Origin of the sequence: Saccharothrix sp. ALI-22-I (assembly GCF_001984175.1) — a bacterium.
Classification (GTDB): domain Bacteria; phylum Actinomycetota; class Actinomycetes; order Mycobacteriales; family Pseudonocardiaceae; genus Actinosynnema.
Map to the genome: position 1 here is coordinate 1 of NZ_MTQP01000036.1, position 16,873 is coordinate 16,873.

Below are 16,873 nucleotides of genomic sequence, written 5' to 3' on the forward strand. Positions count from 1 at the left end.
TGGGGCACCCTGACCGAACAGCCGGACGGCACGCTCACCATCACCGCCACCCAGGCCAACAGCAGCCAGCTCTACTACACGCCCCCGTACTGGCTGGGGTGGCCGGTGCTGCCCGGCGTGCCGGTCTCGTTCACCACTCACCTGTCCCGCACCCTGGCGGGCGCGGTGTGCCGGTTGGAGTTCTGGGACGCGGGCGGGGTGTTCGTCGGCTCCGTCGAACCGGCCGCGCCGACCCTGACCGCCGTCCCGCCCGCCGGGGCGGCGTTCGTCCTGCCCAAGGTCGACCTGCCCGCCCTCACCACGACCACCCCGGTGGGCGGCGCCCTGCTGCGCCTCGGCGAACCCGTCACCGCCACCGAACCCATCCCGGTCGGCGACGGCTGCCCGGCCATGACCGTCACCGGCTACGCCGACCGCCCGCGGCTCCCGCACCGGGACCTGTCGCTGAACCTCGTGGAGGTGCGCCGTGCTGCAAGCTGACCCCGCACTGGTCGCCGCCCTCGGCGAAGCCGAACGGGTCCACACCAGCCTGACCCGCCTGGGCGGGCGGGACCTCACCGAGCAGGTAACCGCCTGGTCTTTGGACCGCGCCTACGACTCGGACCTGCCCGCCCCGATGCGCGCCACCAACGGCAGTGCCTCGGCAGAGCTGCGGATGACCCTGACCGGCACCGGGGAGCAGACCGCCGCCCAGCTCTACAGCCCCTACGCCGCGCACGCCACCGCCGACATCGCCCGACCCCGCCAATCGGTCCTGCACGGCTGGGGCCTGGCCGACGACGCACTACCGGCGTTCCGGGGCACGGTGCGCGACCGGGTAGCCGACTCCGCCACCGGACGGGTCGAGCTGTCGGCGCTGGACGGCGCGGAACGGCTGCGCGGCGCGGCACGCCTCCCGGCCGCCGTGTCGGTCAACACCGTGCCCATCGCCTCGGGCACCTGGGTGGTGGACAACCTGCTGCGCGACACGGGCATCCACACCGCCCCGCCGCCACGGGCGGAGTGCATCCTGTACGCCTCGATGCACGGCGGCATCGCCCCGGACATCGGGTTCTACCGCACCCACTCCGGCTCCATCGGCTACACCCGCACCCGCGCGCCGTGGGAAATGGCCGCGCTGCCCGGATCGACCACCACGAGCTTCAGCGTCCGCTGGGACCCGCGCACCCGCACCACCGTGCCCGGCCGGTCGCTGTTCGTGGAGCTGTGGGTGGACACCAGCAACATCGGCCCCGACACCGGGGCGGTTGCGCTGTCGTGCTTCTACCAGGCCAACGGCGCTACCAACGCCGTGGAGTTCGGCGTGGACTTCAAGGCCAACCCGCAGCGCGCGTCAGCCAGCTCGGACGGGTCGTTCGTCACCCAGTTGTTCCTCACGCCGCTGCCCGCCGGACGCTGGCACCTCGGGTGCTACTGGACGTTCAACGGCACTCAGCCCTCCGCGCGCATCTTCATGTCCGGGCCGGACGGCTACTACACCGAGTTCGACCCCGGCGCGTTGGGCGGGATGCCCGCCACCGGCACGCAGCTCAACTACATCGCCCTGACGTCCGGATTGCCGGTCGAAGCCGTGCAGGTCTCGCTGACCCTCACCCAGCCCACCCGCGCGGACTTCGAAGGACCGACCTGGCAGCGCGGCGCGGTGCTCGACAACATCACCAGCACCCTGACCGCGATCCCGCCCACCCAGGGCTCGGCGTGGGAGGTCATCAGCGCCGTGGCCAAGGCGGAGCAGGCCACCGCGAGCTTCGACGAACACGGCATCTTCCGCTACCGCAACAACACCCGCTTCACCTCGCCCGGAAGCCCGGTGCTCACCGCGACCAGCGCGCGGGAGATCGCGGGACTGCGGGTGTCGGAGGCGATCGACTCCATCCGCAACGTCATCGACGTGCCGTACTCCGTCTACACGATCGGCTCCACGCGGGAACGGTTCACCGAGACCACCCGACGCAGCATCCCGGCGTTCTCCACCTTGACCCTGACCTACGACTACGACGTCACCGAGTACGACTCCCCGCCCCCGATCGCTTACGTCGCCACCACCCCCGCCTCCACGTCGCGGGTGCGCTGGTCGACTTCCAGCGACGGCAGCGCGGGAATCCATGGGCGGGTGGAGTCCACCACCGAACGCGACGGCGCGACCCTGCGGGTGACCTTCCGCAACACCTCGGCGAGCACCGTCTACATGCTCACCTCGGCCAACGTCCCGTCGCTGTCGATCTACTCCGTCGAACTGGCCTCGAACGGCCCTTCGCGCCGACTGCTGCGGCGCACCGACACCACCAGCGTCACCCGCTACGGCGCGCAGGTCTACCAGGTGCCGCCCACTCCGTGGTTGCAGACCTCGGCTGCGGCCTCGTCGGTCGCGGCCTACCTGCTCGCCGTCGCCGCCTCCCCGCTGCCCGTGCTCGGCGACGTCGAGATCCTGCCCGACCCGCGCATCCAGCTCGGCGACCTCGTGCGCATCACCGACACCGTCGGCGCGGCCCTGACCACCCCCGCCTGGGTCGTCGGCATCCGCACCAGCGGCGACGACACCGGCCGCGTCCGCCAAGTCCTCACCCTGCGGGCCACGTTGAGCCCCGGACCGCCCACCGACGCCAGCCTGACTCCCGATCCGCCCCTGGACCCCGGCGCGCGTGCCGTCCTGCTGCGCGAAGGCATCCGCGTCCTGTAGCCGTTTGGGAACGGCGGGAATGCCACAGCATGTGGGATTAGGCGGACTTACGACCGTCGTCATCTCGCGTGAGCGAACGGCGGTTGTCTGCGACCAGCCATCCGACGGTTCCACCCTGGATCGCACGGATCATTTCCAAGTTATAGGCGTAGATTTGCGACCCGAGCGCCTCCAATTTTTGATCATTGATCCGTGGGCCAGGTGACCCCGTCCCACCGTCAAAACGCCTCCACATGGCCTCCACGTCCCGCCCCAACACGACGAAGATCGCCCCGATCCCGTTATCGAAACGCTGTCGGGCTGCGATGCCGAAGTACTGCTGGATGAGGGCGAGGTTTCGGTTGATGCTGTCGTTCCACTCACGCAGCACTTCCCGGTAGTCCTCCATCCGCTTCTCGGATTGTTCGGAGCGGGCGTCCTTGTCAGTGTTGAGGCTCCAGTAAAGGAGCCGAAGCCGGTACAGGCGTTTGTCAAGCAGTCTGCTGACTTCTTCGAACACCTGCACCGCGCGCTGCCACTCACGATCCCGGGTCTGGACGCGATGCTGATGCGCCCAAGTACGTCGTTGGAAGAAGAAGCCCAACAGACCACCCAGCACCGTGGTGAGCAGGAAACCAACCACAAGCGGAATCAGCTCTTTCACAAGACCTCTCCCTCGGTGTTCAGCGGAAACAACGCCCATAGACCCGCTTTCGGCACAGAGTGATCCATGCGAGCGGACCAGGACCAGGACCCCGAGGATCATGCTGTGCACGAGCCACGCCGCCAAGACGCCACTCCGGTGCCTTGATCGCGTCCAGCGCTCGGGAGACCTCGATCGCCGCAGACCCAAGACGTTGCTGGAGGTCGACAAGTGGACCTCTCCATGCTGCCCGGCCTCGGCGTCGCCGGCGCGCTCGTGGTGGTCGTGGGATATCTGCTCTCGGCCAACCACCGGCTGATGACGGCCAACCGGTCCGACCGCGCCGAGTACCTGGCGGCGTTGGCCGCGCGGGAGACCGCGCACGCCGCCGAGATCACCGCCATGCGCACCGCGCACACCGCCGAACTGGCCGCGATGCGCACCCGTATCTCCAAGCTCGAACGCCGCCTCGCCGGTCTTGAGAACGAGCTGGACGCCGAACGCGACCGCCGCCGCGCCGCCGAGGACGCAGCCGCCGCCGCACGACGCGGCGAACTCCCACCCGCCTGACCCACCCACCCGCGAGCCGACACCACCCCCCGGTGCTCGGCCGCTTCGCCATGCCCGAAAACCGGAAGGACCACGTGGACTACGGCATCGACATCAGCTCCTGGCAGGGCTCCGCGATCGACTGGAACGCCGTCAAGGGCAACAACATCTCGTTCGCCTCGGTGAAGGTCACCGAGGCCACCGGCTACGTCAACCCGCACGCCACCGCCCAGGTCGACGGCGCCCGAAGCGTCGGCATCCACGTCGGCGGCTACCACTACGCCCACCCCGGCGACGTCGCCGGACAGGTCGCGCACTTCGTCGCCCAGCTCAACGCCCGCGGGCTGCTCGGCTCCGGGTCGCTGTGGCCGATGCTCGACATGGAGCACCACACGTTCACCGGCGACCCCAACGGGTTCGTCGCGGAGTTCATCCGCGAGTACCGCGCCCGCTCCGGCCGCCGCGAACTCCTCGTCTACGCCAACCAGTACTGGTTCACCCGCCGCCTGCGCGCGGGCGAATGGGCCGACGACGGCGTGATCCTGTGGTGCGCCCAGTACAACGGCAACCCCGGCCACGTCGACTACAGCCACCCCCGGCTGGCGATCCACCAGCACAGCCAGGAAGGCATCGTTCCCGGCTTCACTGGGTTCGTGGACCGCAACGCCACCGTGGGCGGCTGGCGCGTGGGCTCGTTCGTCCTCGACGGCGCACCCGCCCCGGCACCGGCCCCGCAGCCCGCGCCCGCCCCGGCACCCTCGGGCTGGGTCTCCTACGTCATCCAGCCCGGCGACACCCTCTCCGGCATCGCCGCACGCACCGGCACCACCGTGGGCGAGCTGGCCTCCCGCAACGGCATCACCAACCCCAACCTCATCTACGCGGGCAACACCATCCAGGTCCCCGGCAGCGACGGGAGCGGCGGGGGCGAGCGCTACCAGATCCAGCCCGGCGACACCCTCTCGGCGCTGGCCGTGCGCTGGGGAACCACCGTCGCGGCCATCGCCGCGCGCAACGGCATCGCCGACCCGAACCGGATCTACGCCGGGAACTGGCTGATCCGCCCATGACCCACGAGTCGACCGCCGCCGGGCTCGAACCCGGCGACGGCTCGCTCGTGCTCTCCCTCGCCCTGCTGCTCTGGCTACTCGGCAAAGCCTCCTACCGCTTTGTCCGCTGGTTCGAGCGGCACGAGGGCAACCACCCCAACCCCACCCAGGAGGAACCCTTCGTGTCCGATCCCCGCCCCCGCCCGCTGCGCGTCGCGGGCTCCATCGTCGGCGGCCTCACCGCGCTGATCACCGGCCTAGTCGGCTCCGGCCTGCTCACCCCCGGCCAAGGCGACGGCATCACCGGCCTGATCACCGCCGTCCTCGTCCTGCTCGGCACCTTCGGTCTCGTCGTCACCACCGAGCACAAGGTGACCCCGCTGGTCGACCCACGCGACGCCGACGACTGCCCGCTCGTCCCCGCCGACACCGACTGACCGTCAGGAGCGCTCCACCACGACCACCAGGCGCAGGCCCGAACGGCTGATCACCCAGAACTCGGGCCTGCGCCGCTACGGCATCGACAACACCGAACTGACCCACGAGGCCCAAGCCGACAACGCCATCACCATGCCACCGCGCCATCACCGGTCAGGCACCCGCTCACATGGTGATCGCTAAAGTCGTCGTTCATGGACCCCAAGGAACTGATGTCGTCTTCCCAGCGCTGGATGAGGCAGGGACTGGCGGCGTTCACTCGCAACGACGGGTCCCAGGACTTTGCCGTCCATCACGTCGGCGTCGCCATGGAGCACCTGCTCAAGGCATACCTGGCTTCTCTTCACCCAGTCCACATCGTCGAAGAGAAGCACTGGGACTCGCTGCTGCACGCCACCGGTCATGCCGACCGCACGAAGACACCTCGTTCGCGGACCAAGACCATCGGCCTGAGTGTCGCCTTCGACCGGGTCAAACGACTGATCCCCAAGATCAGCGTCACGTCGCAGGAATTCGAACTGGTCCGGACCGCCCGCGACGGCGTTGCCCACGTTGGCTACCACGACCAAGGCGAAGTCCGGGCAGTGCTCACCACGGCCATCAGACTCGCCATCCCCGTCCTGGCCGAGATCGAACAACTGCACGACGTCGACAACTGGGCCTTGATCTACTGGAGCGACTACAGCCAACTCCGAGACGACCTCGTCAACGAGCACACGACGGAGCTGCGGCTCGCGGTCACAGCCAAGATCACTCGCGCGAGGAGCGCGTTCCGCGAACGCGTGGTCTGGACCGCAGCCGAACAGCGCAAAGCCATGATCGAAGCCATCGGCGCGCACAACCCCTACCCCTTCGCAGTGGAGCACGAGCAACGAGCCGACTCCTGTCCTGCGTGTGAGGGACGAGGATGGCTGCACGGGCCAGTCACTATCGACTGGCGGAACGATGATGGCGAAGGCGGCGGCCCCTTCGTCACCTTCTACCCCGACGGCTACGAGTGCGCGGTCTGCAGCCTTAGCCTCGGCTCCGAAGAGCTGGAAATCCTCCAACTCGACAGCCCTATAGAGCTGGTTGACGTGGACCCCACCGAATGGCTGGAGCCCGACGAGGACATCTACCGGGACCGCTGACTCAGCAACACCCGGCGGGCCGCTCACAACCGCGAATGGCAGGCGGCCCACACCGCCCGCACTCGCAACGCCTCGCGCACCACCGACCACCGCTGACCCATCCACCCGCCGGGAGCCCTCGCCCGGCAGGGCAAGGGCTCCCGGCGCGACACCTCGGGGGACGACCGTGAGCGCGACCGAACCGTGCACCGTCGCCTGGACCGTCGACCACATCGAGACCGAACCCCTGGCCGACGCCGACCGCGACGCGAGCGTGAACACTCTCGCAGCACTCATCAATTGCTGGAATGAAACACGACACAGCAAATAAAACCACACCCTTTCACCAGGTGCCGGAAATGGTAAATTGAAGGCATGTTGAAACCCATTTCCGGGCAGGGCAGAGCCTTGCCGCATTCCGCGTGCAATGAAGCTCGATTCAGCGACAACGGGGGAACATTCTCAATGGACGACGTCACACAGACCCGGCGAGGCGGCCTTGGGTAGACGATCGACGGCCGCGAAGGTCCGCAAGGCCGCGGCGCTGGAAGACCTCGACCTGGACACCGTGCGCGTGGGCGTGTACCTGCGGCGCAGCACCGACGACGAGAACCAGCCCTTCACCATCGAGGCCCAGGACGTCCGCCAGGAAGCCTACGTCGCCTCACAGCCGGGCTGGAAGATCGTCAAGAAGTTCACCGACGACGCGTCCGGCAAGGACACCAACCGGCCCGGTCTGAAGAAGGCCATGCACTGGGCCAAGTCCGGGCTGATCGACGTGCTGTTGGTGTACCGGGTCGACCGGTTCTCCCGGAACCTGCGCGACACGGTGACCCTGCTCGGCGAACTGGAGAAGGTGGGCGTGGCGTTCCGGTCGGCCACCGAGCCGTTCGACACCTCCACCCCGATGGGCCGGATGATGGTCCAACTCCTGGCGATGTTCGCCCAGTTCGAGCGGGACATGATCGTGGACCGCGTCACGGCGGGCATGGAACGCAAGGCCGAACGCGGACAGTGGAAGGGCGGCTACACACCACCCGGCTACAACAAGGACAAGGAGACCGAACACCTCTACGTCAACGAGGAGGAAGCCGCGATCGTCCGGTTGATCTTCGACCTCTACACCAAGGACCGGCTCGGGTCGCAGTCCATCGCCCACGAGTTGAACGAACGCGGGTACCGCACGCGCAAGGGCGGGCTGTGGGCGTTCAAGCGCATCCTGACCATCCTGGAGAACCGCGTCTACCTCGGGGAGATCCACTTCCGGGGCGTCGTCGCCGTGAACGCGCATCCGGGGATCATCGACCCGGAGCAGTTCGAGGAAGCCCAGCGCATCATGGACGAGCGGGGCGACAACCACTCCAACCGCGCCGCCAGCGGTTCGGACTACATCGCCACCGGCCGTCTGCCCTGCCCCAAGTGCGGAACGGCGATGCTGGGCACCAGGGCCACCGGCAAGACCAAGACCTACCGCTACTACACGTGCAACAAGCGGCTGAAGTACGGCACAGGCGTCTGCGACATGGACCGCATCAACGCAGACGCCCTCGACCAGGCGGTACTCGACGCCGTCGCCTCGTTCTACGGCAACCAGCACAGCCTCATCCGCGACGCGGTCGAGGCCGCCAAGAAGGTCTACGACTCCAGCCACGAGGCCGTGACCGCCGAACTCAAAGCCGTGCGCAGCCAGCTGACCCAGGTCACCGGGAAGATCGACCGATACCTCGACGCCTTCGAGGCCGACACCTTCGACGCCGACGACGACAACGTCAAAGCCCGACTACTCAAGCACCGGACCCAACAACGCCAACTCCGCGAACGGGAAGCCGACCTCCTCGAAGAACTGGAGAACGAGCCCACCATGCCCGACGCGGCCACACTGGACGAGGTCAACCAGCACATCACCGAAATCCTCCGCGCGGGCACCCAGAACCAACGCAAGGCGATCGTGGAGAACTTCGTCGTCAAGATCAAGTTAACCGGACCGGGCCGGATCGTGCCCGTCTTCCGAGTGCCCAACCTCACCGAGGCCACACACACCAAAGAGGCGGAAACCGACTTATCGGTTTCCGCCTCTGAAGGTGTTCGTGCACCTTGGTCTTTGGTGGAGCTGAGGGGACTCGAACCCCTGACCCTCACACTGCCAGTGTGATGCGCTACCAGCTGCGCCACAGCCCCGTGTCTGCACGTTTCCCGGCGGTTGGGGCGCCGTTCTCGTGTGGCAATACCGTACAACATCGGGCCCGTGTGGACGAAATCGGGGGGTGCCGCACGGCATCTGGGCTGCTTGGCGGGGGTGTGGGCCAGCTACTTGACCATGTTGGTCAGCCAGTCCTGGTCGTCCCACTCCACGATCTGGCCGTCCTTCATCACGGTGGGTGTGCCGGCGAAGTTGCCGGTGCCCTTGACCGCGTCCAGCTCGGCCTGCGCGTCCTTCTCGTGCGCACCGCTGTCCACGCACTGCTTGAACGTCTCACCGGTGATCCCGAGGTCCGTTCCCAGCTTCACCAACTCCTCCTTGGTGTACCCGGGACCGCCCTCCTCGGGCTGCTTGGCGAACAGCGTCTCGTGGTACTCCCAGAACTTGTTCTCGTCCGCCGCGCACAGGGCCGCGTTCGCGGAGTCCCGCGAGTAGCCCTCGGGCGTCGAGTACTTGATCAGGAACGGCAGGGCGTGGTACCTGACCTTGAGCGTGCCCGCCTCGATCTCCCGCTTGATCTGGTCGCCGTAGATCTTCTTGAAGTTGCCGCACGCCGGGCAGAGGAAGTCCTCGTAGAGGTCGATGGTGACCTTCGCGCTGTCCTTGCCCACCACGACCACACCGGCCTCGCGGACGATCGGCGCCGACACACCGGTGATGCCCTGCGGCACGGTCAGCGGTTCGTCCTCGCCGGACTTGGTCCAGATGACCCCGCCGATCACGACCAGCGCGAGCACCACGACGACCGCGATGCCGATGACGACCTTGGTCCGGTCGCCGGACGTCCCCCGTGCCGCGACCACCGCTTTGGCTGCCCGCTGCTCCTGCTTCTTCTTCCGAGCGTTGCGCTCCGCGCCACCCACGTCGCTCAATCCTTCCCGGTCAGCCTGGCCCGTCAGGCTACCGAGCGATGCTGAGTGGAAGCTGAGTGCTCACGCGTCAGGCTGACGCGGCCGTCCCGAGACGCGCTCGCCGAGGGGCACCTCGGGGCCCTCGTCCAGGCAACCGGACTCGCCGGCCACCTCGGACGCGACGTGCGTCTCCTCCGTCCGCGGCAGGGTTTCGGGCGCGAAGAGCCAGAACACCAGCGCCACCACGGACATCGCGCCCGTCAGGGTGAACGCGGCCTGGTACGAGAACTGGTCCACCAGCACGCCCGCGAGCAGTGGCCCGATGATGGCGCCGCAGTCGGCGACCATCTGGAACGCGGCCAGCACCGGCCCGCCCTTGGCCTTGGCGCCGATCACGTCGGCCACGACGGCGTTCTGCGGCGGGTTGAGCAGGCCGGCCCCGATGCCCGCCACCAGCGACGCCGCCATGAGCATCCACACGCCGCCGCTGAAGCCGAGCCAGACCGTGCCGATCGCGGACACCGCGAGACCGGCGATGGCCATGGGCTTGCGCCCGATGCTGTCGGACAGCTTCCCGGAGATCATCAGCACGGCGGCGTTGCCCGCCGCGAACACCGACAGCGAGATGCCCGCGATGGCGGGCGTGCTCTGCAGCGCCTCCACCACGAACAAGGGCACCAACGAGATCCGGATGCCGAACACCGCCCACCCGTTGGCGAACCCGGAGGCCAACGCCGCCCGGTACGCCGACAGCCGCACGGCCGCGCGCACCGGCATCGACGCCTGGTCGGTCGAGTTGTCCAGCGCGGCGAGCGTGGACCGCCGCAGGAACCACCAGACGAAGAACGCCGCCACCACCAGCATCACCGCGTAGGTGACGAACGGCACTTGGATGGAGATCTCCACGAGTGCCGCGCCGACGATCGGGCCGCCGATGTTGCCGAGCAGGAACCCGGTCGCCCACAGCCCGGACGCCCGGCCGCGCATGGGCGCGGGTGTGATCCGGATCAGCAGGCCGACCGCGGCCACGGTGAACATGGTGGAGCCGATGCCCGCGAACGACCGGAACACGATGAGCTGCCAGTACGCAGTGGCGAAGCCGCACGCGCCGGTGCCGAGCGCCACGATGAGGATGCCGACGAGGTAGACCCACGTCTCGCCGAACCGGTTCACCAGCCGCCCGCTCACCGGCGCGAACAGGAGCCTGACCAGGGCGAACGAGCTGACCACGGCGGACACGGCGAACGTGCCGACGTCGAAGCTCTTGGCGTACGCGGGCAGGACCGGCGCGACGAGGCCGAAGCCAAGGGCGATGATGAAACTCGCCACGACCAGGACCCACACCTCGCCGGGTAGCCGGGGCTTGGACTGCACGTCGGTCCCCAGCACTGTATGCCCCTTCCGATCTCTGTTAGCTATGCGAAGGATATGCGATACGGCAACTAATTTAGTCAATCGAGAAGCTCGTCAACTCTGCGCGCATAGGCCGTCACCGGATAGCCGACGTCGAACCCGCACGCCTCGACGAACCGCTCCCCGCCGCCGCCCTCGGCCACGTGCGAGGCCACCAGCAACGCACCTGCCTGCCGCAACGCCGTCACCACGCCGCCGACCAACGCCCCACCGAGCCCCCGACGACGCCGCGCCGGCCGCACAACCACGTGCTCGACCAGCCCGACCCGCCGCTCACCGAACCCGGACGCGAACCCGCCGAGCCGGTCACCGTCGTCCACCACGACGAACACGCACCGCGGGTCGTCCAGCCGCTGCCCGAGGTGCCGCAGCAGCCGCGTGCCACCGAGGCCCAAGTCGTCGGCCAGCAGTTCGGCGATGCCTTCGAGGTCCGTGTCACGCGCCGGCCGTACGAGCGGCGACGGCTTCACCTCACCGCGGTGCACCACGGCCAACGACTCCTCCACCGCGTGCCACCCGGTGTCGTCGGCGATGCCCTCGATCTCGGCCACCGTCGTCGGCGACGCGTACAGCACCGCCTCCGCACGCCCCACGTCGGCGAACGTCTGCTCCAACCGCATCAACGTGCCCGCGACCTCGGCCGACGACCCGTACACCGCGCATGCGTGGTTGCCGCCGGGCAGCGGGTTGTCCCGGTTCACCACGACCCGGGCCACCCCGACCCGGCCGACCTTGCCGTACCGGACCGCGCCGGAGGCCAGCCGGACGGCCTCCACCAGCCCGGCCAGGTCACGGGCCCGGTACGGGTCGAGCAGTTCGGGGTCGTCTGGGTCGCGCAGCGGGTCAACCACGATGTCAGCCTTGCATGTTCCGGTCCTCCCTCTTCGTGGTGCCGCACAGCGCCTGCCACACCGCCTCCGACGACAGCGCGCCGAATGTGGCATAGGCCACCGGCGCGAGCACGGCAGCGGACGTCGGCCGCCGGGTGTGCTTCAGGAAGCTCCGCTGGGCGACCGACTGGGCGAGCCACGCCACATCCCGAGCTTGAACTCGCGCAACGCCGTGACCACCGGCACGACCCGTACGCGGTGCGCGCGAGCCCCGTCGCCCCGAGCGAGAGGACCGCACCGGCCAGCCCGTTTCCATACATCGATATGCCCGGCGGACCTGGGTCTGCTCTGTTCAAGCAGCCGTCGCCTTGCGGTGGCGGCGTCGACCCGGCGCCGGGTGGGCCGCGTCTTCCGTAGCGGTACCCGCTGCCCTCGTAGTGCGGGTCTGACATGGGTTTCCACCGGGCTCGTTTCGTGTCGCCCCGCGACTCGGGGAGGACATGCCCTCCGCGACCTCGTCCACCACATGGGTGAGGTCGCAGGCGGCGTCGAGGTCGCGATCCGGCACCAGCGGGCACCGGTCGCAGCGGAAGGTCCGTTCGAATGGGCGCAGGTTGGTTTTCCCGGCGCCACAGGAGGAGCAGGGTTCGAGGACGGCTGCCGGCGGCCTTCGACGTGGACCACGATGATCCGCCGCCCGGCCGCGACGAGTGTGACTTCCAGTTGCTTGACATGGGCCAATTGTCGAACGAACGTTCGACAGAGGGCAAGATCACGTTCGAGTGAAAGCGATCAGCGTCCGGCCGTTCACGACCCGGACCCCGGACAGGACACACTGACCCCCGTGGAGCTGCCGAACCTGCCGATCCGACCGCTGCTCGGCGAGATCGCGGGCACGCTGGCCGCGCACGGCTCGGCGGTGCTCGTCGCGCCACCGGGCACGGGCAAGACGACATTGGTGCCGTTGGCGCTGGAAGGCCGCGTGGTGGTGGCCGAACCCCGCCGGCTCGCCGCCCGTGCCGCCGCCGCACGGATGGCCGGCCTGCTCGGCGAACCGGTCGGGCAGACCGTGGGCTATTCGGTGCGCGGCGACCGGAAGACGTCGAAGAACACCCGGATCGAAGTCGTCACCTCGGGCCTTCTGGTGCGGCGGCTGCAGCACGACCCGGAGCTGGCGGGCGTCGGCACGGTGCTGCTGGACGAGTGCCACGAACGGCACCTGGACGCCGACCTGCTGCTGGCGTTGCTGCTCGACGCACGCGCCGGGCTGCGGCCGGACCTCCGGCTGCTGGCCACGTCCGCGACCGTCGCGGCCGACCGGTTGGCGCAGCTCCTCGGTGACGCGCCGGTGATCCGGGTGGAGGCGCGGACGTTCCCGGTCGACCTGGTGCACACCCCGCCGGCACGCAATGAGCGGATCGAGACCACCGTCGCCCGTGCCACCCGCCAGGCCTTGTCCGAAGTGGACGGTGACGTGCTGGCGTTCCTGCCGGGCGTGGCGGAGATCCGGCGGTGCGCGGCGCTGCTCGGGAACGACGTGGACGTGCTGCCGTTGCACGGTCGGCTGGCGACGACCGCGCAGGACGACGCCTTGCGGCCCGGCACCAGGCGACGGGTCGTGCTGGCCACCGCGATCGCCGAGTCGAGCCTGACCGTGCCGGGCGTGCGCGCGGTGGTGGACTCGGGTTTGTCGCGCGTACCCCGCGTCGACCACCGGCGCGGGTTGTCCGGGCTCGCCACGGTCCGGGTCAGCGCGGCAGTCGCCGACCAGCGCGCGGGCCGGGCCGGACGCGAGGCGCCGGGCCGGGTCTACCGGTGCTGGCCCGCGCACGAGCACAGCACGCTGCCGCGTTACCCCGAGCCGGAGATCCGCACCGCCGACCTGACCCGGTTGGCGTTGGAACTGGCCTGCTGGGGCGTGCCGGACGGCGAGGGTCTCGGCTGGTGGGACCCGCCGCCGACGGGCGCGTTGGACGCGGGCCGGTCGGTGCTGCGGGCGTTGGGCGCGTTGGACGACCGCGGTGCCACCGACCGGGGGCGCCGGATGGCAGACCTCGGCCTGCACCCCCGGCTGGCACGGGCGTTGCTGGACGGCGCGGCGGCCGTCGGTGCGCGTAAAGCCGCATCGGTGGTGGCGCTGCTGGACGACGATCGCGCCAACCCCGGGGTCGAGTTGTCGACACGTGACGCCGACCCGCGCGAGGTGCGCCGACTGGCCGCGATGGTGCACGGCGACGGCGACGGCGACCCGGCGTTGGTAGTGGCCCTCGCGTACCCGGAACGGTTGGCGCGCAGGCGTTCCCCCGGTTCGCCGGTGTACCTGATGGCCGGCGGCACGGCGGTGGAGCTGCCACCCGGCAGCGGGTTGGCCGACGCCGAGTGGCTCGCGGTGGCGATCGCCGACCGGGAGCCGGGCCGCACGCACGGCCGGATCAGGTTGGCCGCGCGCGCGGACGAAGACCTGGCCGTGACAGCCGCTTCTTCCCTGCTCACCGACGAGGACGACGTCCGGTGGGACGGTGACGTGGTGGCGAACCGGCTGCGCAAGCTGGGCGCGATCACGTTGTCCAGCAAGCCGTTGCACGACCGCGAAGCGATCCGGCAGGCGTTGATGGACGGTCTGCGCACTGAGGGCATGGGTCTGTTGCGCTGGGACGCCGACGGCCTGCGCACACGTGAGCGAATGGCGTTCCTGCACCGCGTGATCGGCGATCCGTGGCCGGCAGTGGACGACGAGGCACTGCTCGCTGTGGTGGACGTCGGCGACGCACGGCGGAAGGCGGACCTGGCCCGCATCAGCGGTGAACACGTCGTGCGGCAGTTGCTGCCGTGGCCCGCCGCGGCCCGGTTCGACGAGCTGGCACCGGACCGCTTGGAGGTGCCTTCCGGTTCACGCATCCGGGTGGACTACTCGGCGGACGAACCAGCGCTGCCGGTGAAGGTGCAGGAAGTGTTCGGGTGGACCGACACGCCCCGTCTGGCCGACGGACGGGTGCCGGTGGTGCTGCACCTGCTGTCCCCCGCCGGCCGGCCGACCGCCGTGACCGGCGACCTGGCGTCGTTCTGGCGGACCGGATATCCGCAGGTCAGGTCGGAACTGCGGGGCCGCTACCCGAAGCACCGCTGGCCGGAGGACCCGATGACCGCGAGACCCGCGCGCCGGTAGCCACTTGACGCCAGCCGTCAAGTACTTGACTATAGCTGTCAAGGAGGTGCGCACGTGCTCGCAGAACAGATCGCCACGATCATCCGCACCCGGCTGCTCGACCCGTTGGAGATCCTTTTCGACGACGTCGGCGACCTACCGTCCCGTGCCGACGCCGTGGCCCGACAGATGGCCGCGACCATGCAGGGGGACGACGACTCGGCGGCCGTGTACGCCATCGCGCGGCTCATCGGCGCGCTCTACCCCGGTGACGCGCCGTTCGACCCGCCCGCCGACTGGTGGCGCACGCCGCTCGGCCAGGTCGTGGCGCGCCGGATGGGACACCCGATGGCGCAGGCCGTGTCGTACTCGGTGGCCGGCGCGATGCTCGGCATCACCAAGCAGGGCGTCCACGATTTGGTGCGACGCGGGAAGTTGGAACGCAACGCGGACGGCGGCGGCGTGACCGTCGCCTCGGTAAGAGAGAGGTTGACGACATGAAGATCCTGGCCCTACACGGTGCAGGTGGCTCACCCGCGGACTGGGACCCGATCGTCTCGGCGTTGGAAGGCGTGCACGAGATCGTCCCGCTCCCGTTATCCGCCCCCTGGGACTGGGAGTCGGTCCTGGACCGGCTGGAACCGCACGCGACGGACAACCCCGCCGTGCTCGGCATGTCGCTGGGCGGCATGGTCGCCGCCCTCTGGGGCAGACGACACCCCGAGTGCCCGGCGGTGATCAACATCGACGGCCACGGCGTGCCGACCCAACCGCAGCGCTACCCGGACCCGGCAGCGGTGGCCGACGAGATCAACGCACTGCGCGAAGCGTTCCGCGCTCACGGCCAACCGGAGTTGCAGCAGGCCGTGGAAGAACTCGACTGCTTCGAGGTCTTCCACGAGGTCCGCTGCCCCATGCTCCTGGCGCTGGCCACCAAACCCATGCCCGGCCAAGCCCTGTTCGAGCAGTACCAACGCGGCCTGGCCCGCGACCTGGCAACGCTGCCGTCCAACATCGAGGTCGTCCGCATGGACGCCTCCCACGCCGTCGCCTTCAACGACCCCGCCCAAGTCGCCGCCCTCGTGAAGGCCTACCTGGACGGCCGCTAGCCGCTACCCACCAGCCCTGATGACGCACGTGGCAGGTTGCTGCACGAGGGTCCCCCAACGGCCGCGCCATTGCGACACTTCGACGATGGGGTTGTCCTGGTGGCAGATCGTCTTGGCGCTCGTGGCGGCGTTCGTGGTGCTGCCCCTGTTGGCGCCTCTGCTCTTCAACCTCCTCGTCGTGCTCCCCCTGGAAATCGGTCTGTCCGTGCTGCGCCGGCTCTTCAACGCCGCGGAGGCTTCCCACGAGTCGGAGATGACCGGGACTCCCTCACGCTGGCACACGCGGGGACTGCATCGACCGCTGCGATGGTGGTGGCGCCGTTGCCAGTACTGCTTCGCCGAACACGAGGAGGAACGCCGCCGTCGCCGCCGACAGCAGCGTGAACACCGCGACCCCGACACATAACGGCCTTCCGCGACCGGGGTCACTCCAAGACGAAAGCGGCCCCTTCCCGTAGGAAGGGGCCGCTGTGGTGGAGGTGCCGGGAATCGAACCCGGGTCCTCTGCCGCATCATCAAGGCTTCTCCGTGCGCAGTCCGCTACATCTCTACTCGGCCCCGGTGATCACGCGGACAAGTCACCGTGATGAGCCCAGCCACTGTGGGTGTCCCGACCGTTCCCCGTGGCCGGGGACGGCGGTGAGCCTCCTAGCTGATGCCGGCGACCGGGGCGGAGGCGCCCCCGGGCCGACAGCGTAATCCCTAGCCTCAGGCGGCGAGGGCGTACGCGGCGCGGTCGTTAGACTCGGCGCTTATTGGTTTGCGATGACGCTTACGGTGGTCTCTCGCCTGCACCGGCACGCTTCCCTTGAATCAACGCACAAAGTCGAAACCGTTCACCCCCATGTCGTGGGTCTTGCTCCGCCCAGTATAACGCC

At 69.2% G+C, this 16,873-nt stretch carries 15 protein-coding genes, 1 tRNA gene, 1 other RNA gene and 1 pseudogene; 11 read left to right on the forward strand and 7 right to left on the reverse strand.

Annotated features, from left to right (window positions below; all coding sequences use genetic code 11):
• Together ALI22I_RS50365 and ALI22I_RS03820 are read left to right on the forward strand one after the other, a co-directional pair.
• On the forward strand, positions 1–480 hold a 480-nt coding region (locus tag ALI22I_RS50365), incomplete at its 5' end, for a hypothetical protein (protein ID WP_179118085.1).
• Positions 467–2,680, forward strand: coding sequence for a hypothetical protein (locus ALI22I_RS03820; protein WP_077004160.1), 2,214 nt, complete (start codon positions 467–469; stop codon positions 2,678–2,680). The genes ALI22I_RS50365 and ALI22I_RS03820, both read left to right, overlap by 14 nt.
• Positions 2,681–2,717: 37 nt before the next feature.
• Here the strand turns inward: ALI22I_RS03820 and ALI22I_RS03825 are convergent, their stop codons facing one another.
• Entirely contained in the window at positions 2,718–3,323 is a 606-nt protein-coding gene (locus ALI22I_RS03825; RefSeq protein ID WP_077004161.1) for a hypothetical protein, read from the reverse strand.
• 210 nt (positions 3,324–3,533) lie between these two features.
• Between ALI22I_RS03825 and ALI22I_RS03830 the strand changes: the two genes are divergently transcribed.
• From ALI22I_RS03830 to ALI22I_RS52965, 5 genes and pseudogenes are all read left to right on the forward strand, one after another.
• Entirely contained in the window at positions 3,534–3,872 is a 339-nt protein-coding gene (locus tag ALI22I_RS03830) for a hypothetical protein (RefSeq protein WP_077004162.1), read from the forward strand.
• 32 nt (positions 3,873–3,904) lie between these two features.
• Positions 3,905–4,921 carry a GH25 family lysozyme gene (locus tag ALI22I_RS03835; RefSeq protein ID WP_077004163.1) on the forward strand — a complete coding sequence of 339 codons (1,017 nt, stop codon included), beginning with the start codon at positions 3,905–3,907 and terminating at the stop codon, positions 4,919–4,921.
• A complete protein-coding gene (locus ALI22I_RS52960) occupies positions 4,918–5,337 on the forward strand; it encodes a hypothetical protein (protein WP_238598069.1) in 420 nt (139 codons plus the stop codon). The genes ALI22I_RS03835 and ALI22I_RS52960 overlap by 4 nt, the downstream gene beginning before the upstream one ends.
• Positions 5,338–5,532: 195 nt before the next feature.
• Positions 5,533–6,468, forward strand: coding sequence for a hypothetical protein (locus ALI22I_RS03845; protein WP_077004164.1), 936 nt, complete (start codon positions 5,533–5,535; stop codon positions 6,466–6,468).
• A 406-nt stretch (positions 6,469–6,874) separates the two neighbouring features.
• Positions 6,875–8,008 (forward strand): annotated as a pseudogene (locus ALI22I_RS52965) (recombinase family protein); the annotation flags it as partial.
• Between the two features lie 541 nt (positions 8,009–8,549).
• Here the strand turns inward: ALI22I_RS52965 and ALI22I_RS03855 are convergent.
• From ALI22I_RS03855 to ALI22I_RS50370, 5 genes are all read right to left on the reverse strand, one after another.
• Positions 8,550–8,625, reverse strand: a tRNA-Ala gene (locus ALI22I_RS03855).
• Positions 8,626–8,754: 129 nt separating this feature from the next.
• Positions 8,755–9,510 (reverse strand): DsbA family protein, encoded by a 756-nt coding sequence (locus ALI22I_RS03860; protein WP_077004165.1) that lies wholly within the window; start codon positions 9,508–9,510, stop codon positions 8,755–8,757.
• 69 nt (positions 9,511–9,579) lie between these two features.
• Positions 9,580–10,887, reverse strand: coding sequence for an MFS transporter (locus ALI22I_RS03865; protein WP_077004166.1), 1,308 nt, complete (start codon positions 10,885–10,887; stop codon positions 9,580–9,582).
• Between the two features lie 62 nt (positions 10,888–10,949).
• Positions 10,950–11,762, reverse strand: coding sequence for a GNAT family N-acetyltransferase (locus ALI22I_RS03870; RefSeq protein ID WP_077004167.1), 813 nt, complete (start codon positions 11,760–11,762; stop codon positions 10,950–10,952).
• Positions 11,763–11,766: 4 nt separating this feature from the next.
• Positions 11,767–11,946, reverse strand: coding sequence for a hypothetical protein (locus ALI22I_RS50370; protein ID WP_077004168.1), 180 nt, complete (start codon positions 11,944–11,946; stop codon positions 11,767–11,769).
• 639 nt (positions 11,947–12,585) lie between these two features.
• Between ALI22I_RS50370 and hrpB the strand changes: the two genes are divergently transcribed.
• The 4 genes from hrpB (at position 12,586) to ALI22I_RS03895 (ending at position 16,401) form a co-directional block, all read left to right on the forward strand.
• Complete coding sequence (gene hrpB, locus ALI22I_RS03880) at positions 12,586–14,907, forward strand: ATP-dependent helicase HrpB (protein WP_077004169.1); 2,322 nt, start codon at positions 12,586–12,588, stop codon at positions 14,905–14,907.
• A 54-nt stretch (positions 14,908–14,961) separates the two neighbouring features.
• On the forward strand, positions 14,962–15,387 hold the full coding sequence (locus tag ALI22I_RS03885) for a hypothetical protein (protein WP_077004170.1): 426 nt from the start codon (positions 14,962–14,964) through the stop codon (positions 15,385–15,387).
• Positions 15,384–15,995, forward strand: a complete 612-nt coding sequence (locus ALI22I_RS03890) for an alpha/beta fold hydrolase (protein WP_077004171.1) — start codon at positions 15,384–15,386, stop codon at positions 15,993–15,995. The genes ALI22I_RS03885 and ALI22I_RS03890 overlap by 4 nt, the downstream gene beginning before the upstream one ends.
• 85 nt (positions 15,996–16,080) lie before the next feature.
• Complete coding sequence (locus ALI22I_RS03895; protein WP_143531945.1) at positions 16,081–16,401, forward strand: hypothetical protein; 321 nt, start codon at positions 16,081–16,083, stop codon at positions 16,399–16,401.
• A gap of 65 nt (positions 16,402–16,466) precedes the next feature.
• Here the strand turns inward: ALI22I_RS03895 and ssrA are convergent.
• Positions 16,467–16,839: a transfer-messenger RNA gene (gene ssrA / locus ALI22I_RS03900) on the reverse strand.
• Between the last annotated feature and the right edge of the window lie 34 nt (positions 16,840–16,873).

Coding starts and splice junctions, on each gene's coding strand:
- ALI22I_RS52960 (WP_238598069.1), top strand. CDS start 4,918: ATGACCCACGAGTCGACCGCCGCCGGGCTCGAACCCGGCGACGGCTCG.
- ALI22I_RS03845 (WP_077004164.1), top strand. CDS start 5,533: ATGGACCCCAAGGAACTGATGTCGTCTTCCCAGCGCTGGATGAGGCAG.
- ALI22I_RS03890 (WP_077004171.1), top strand. CDS start 15,384: ATGAAGATCCTGGCCCTACACGGTGCAGGTGGCTCACCCGCGGACTGG.
- ALI22I_RS03895 (WP_143531945.1), top strand. CDS start 16,081: ATGGGGTTGTCCTGGTGGCAGATCGTCTTGGCGCTCGTGGCGGCGTTC.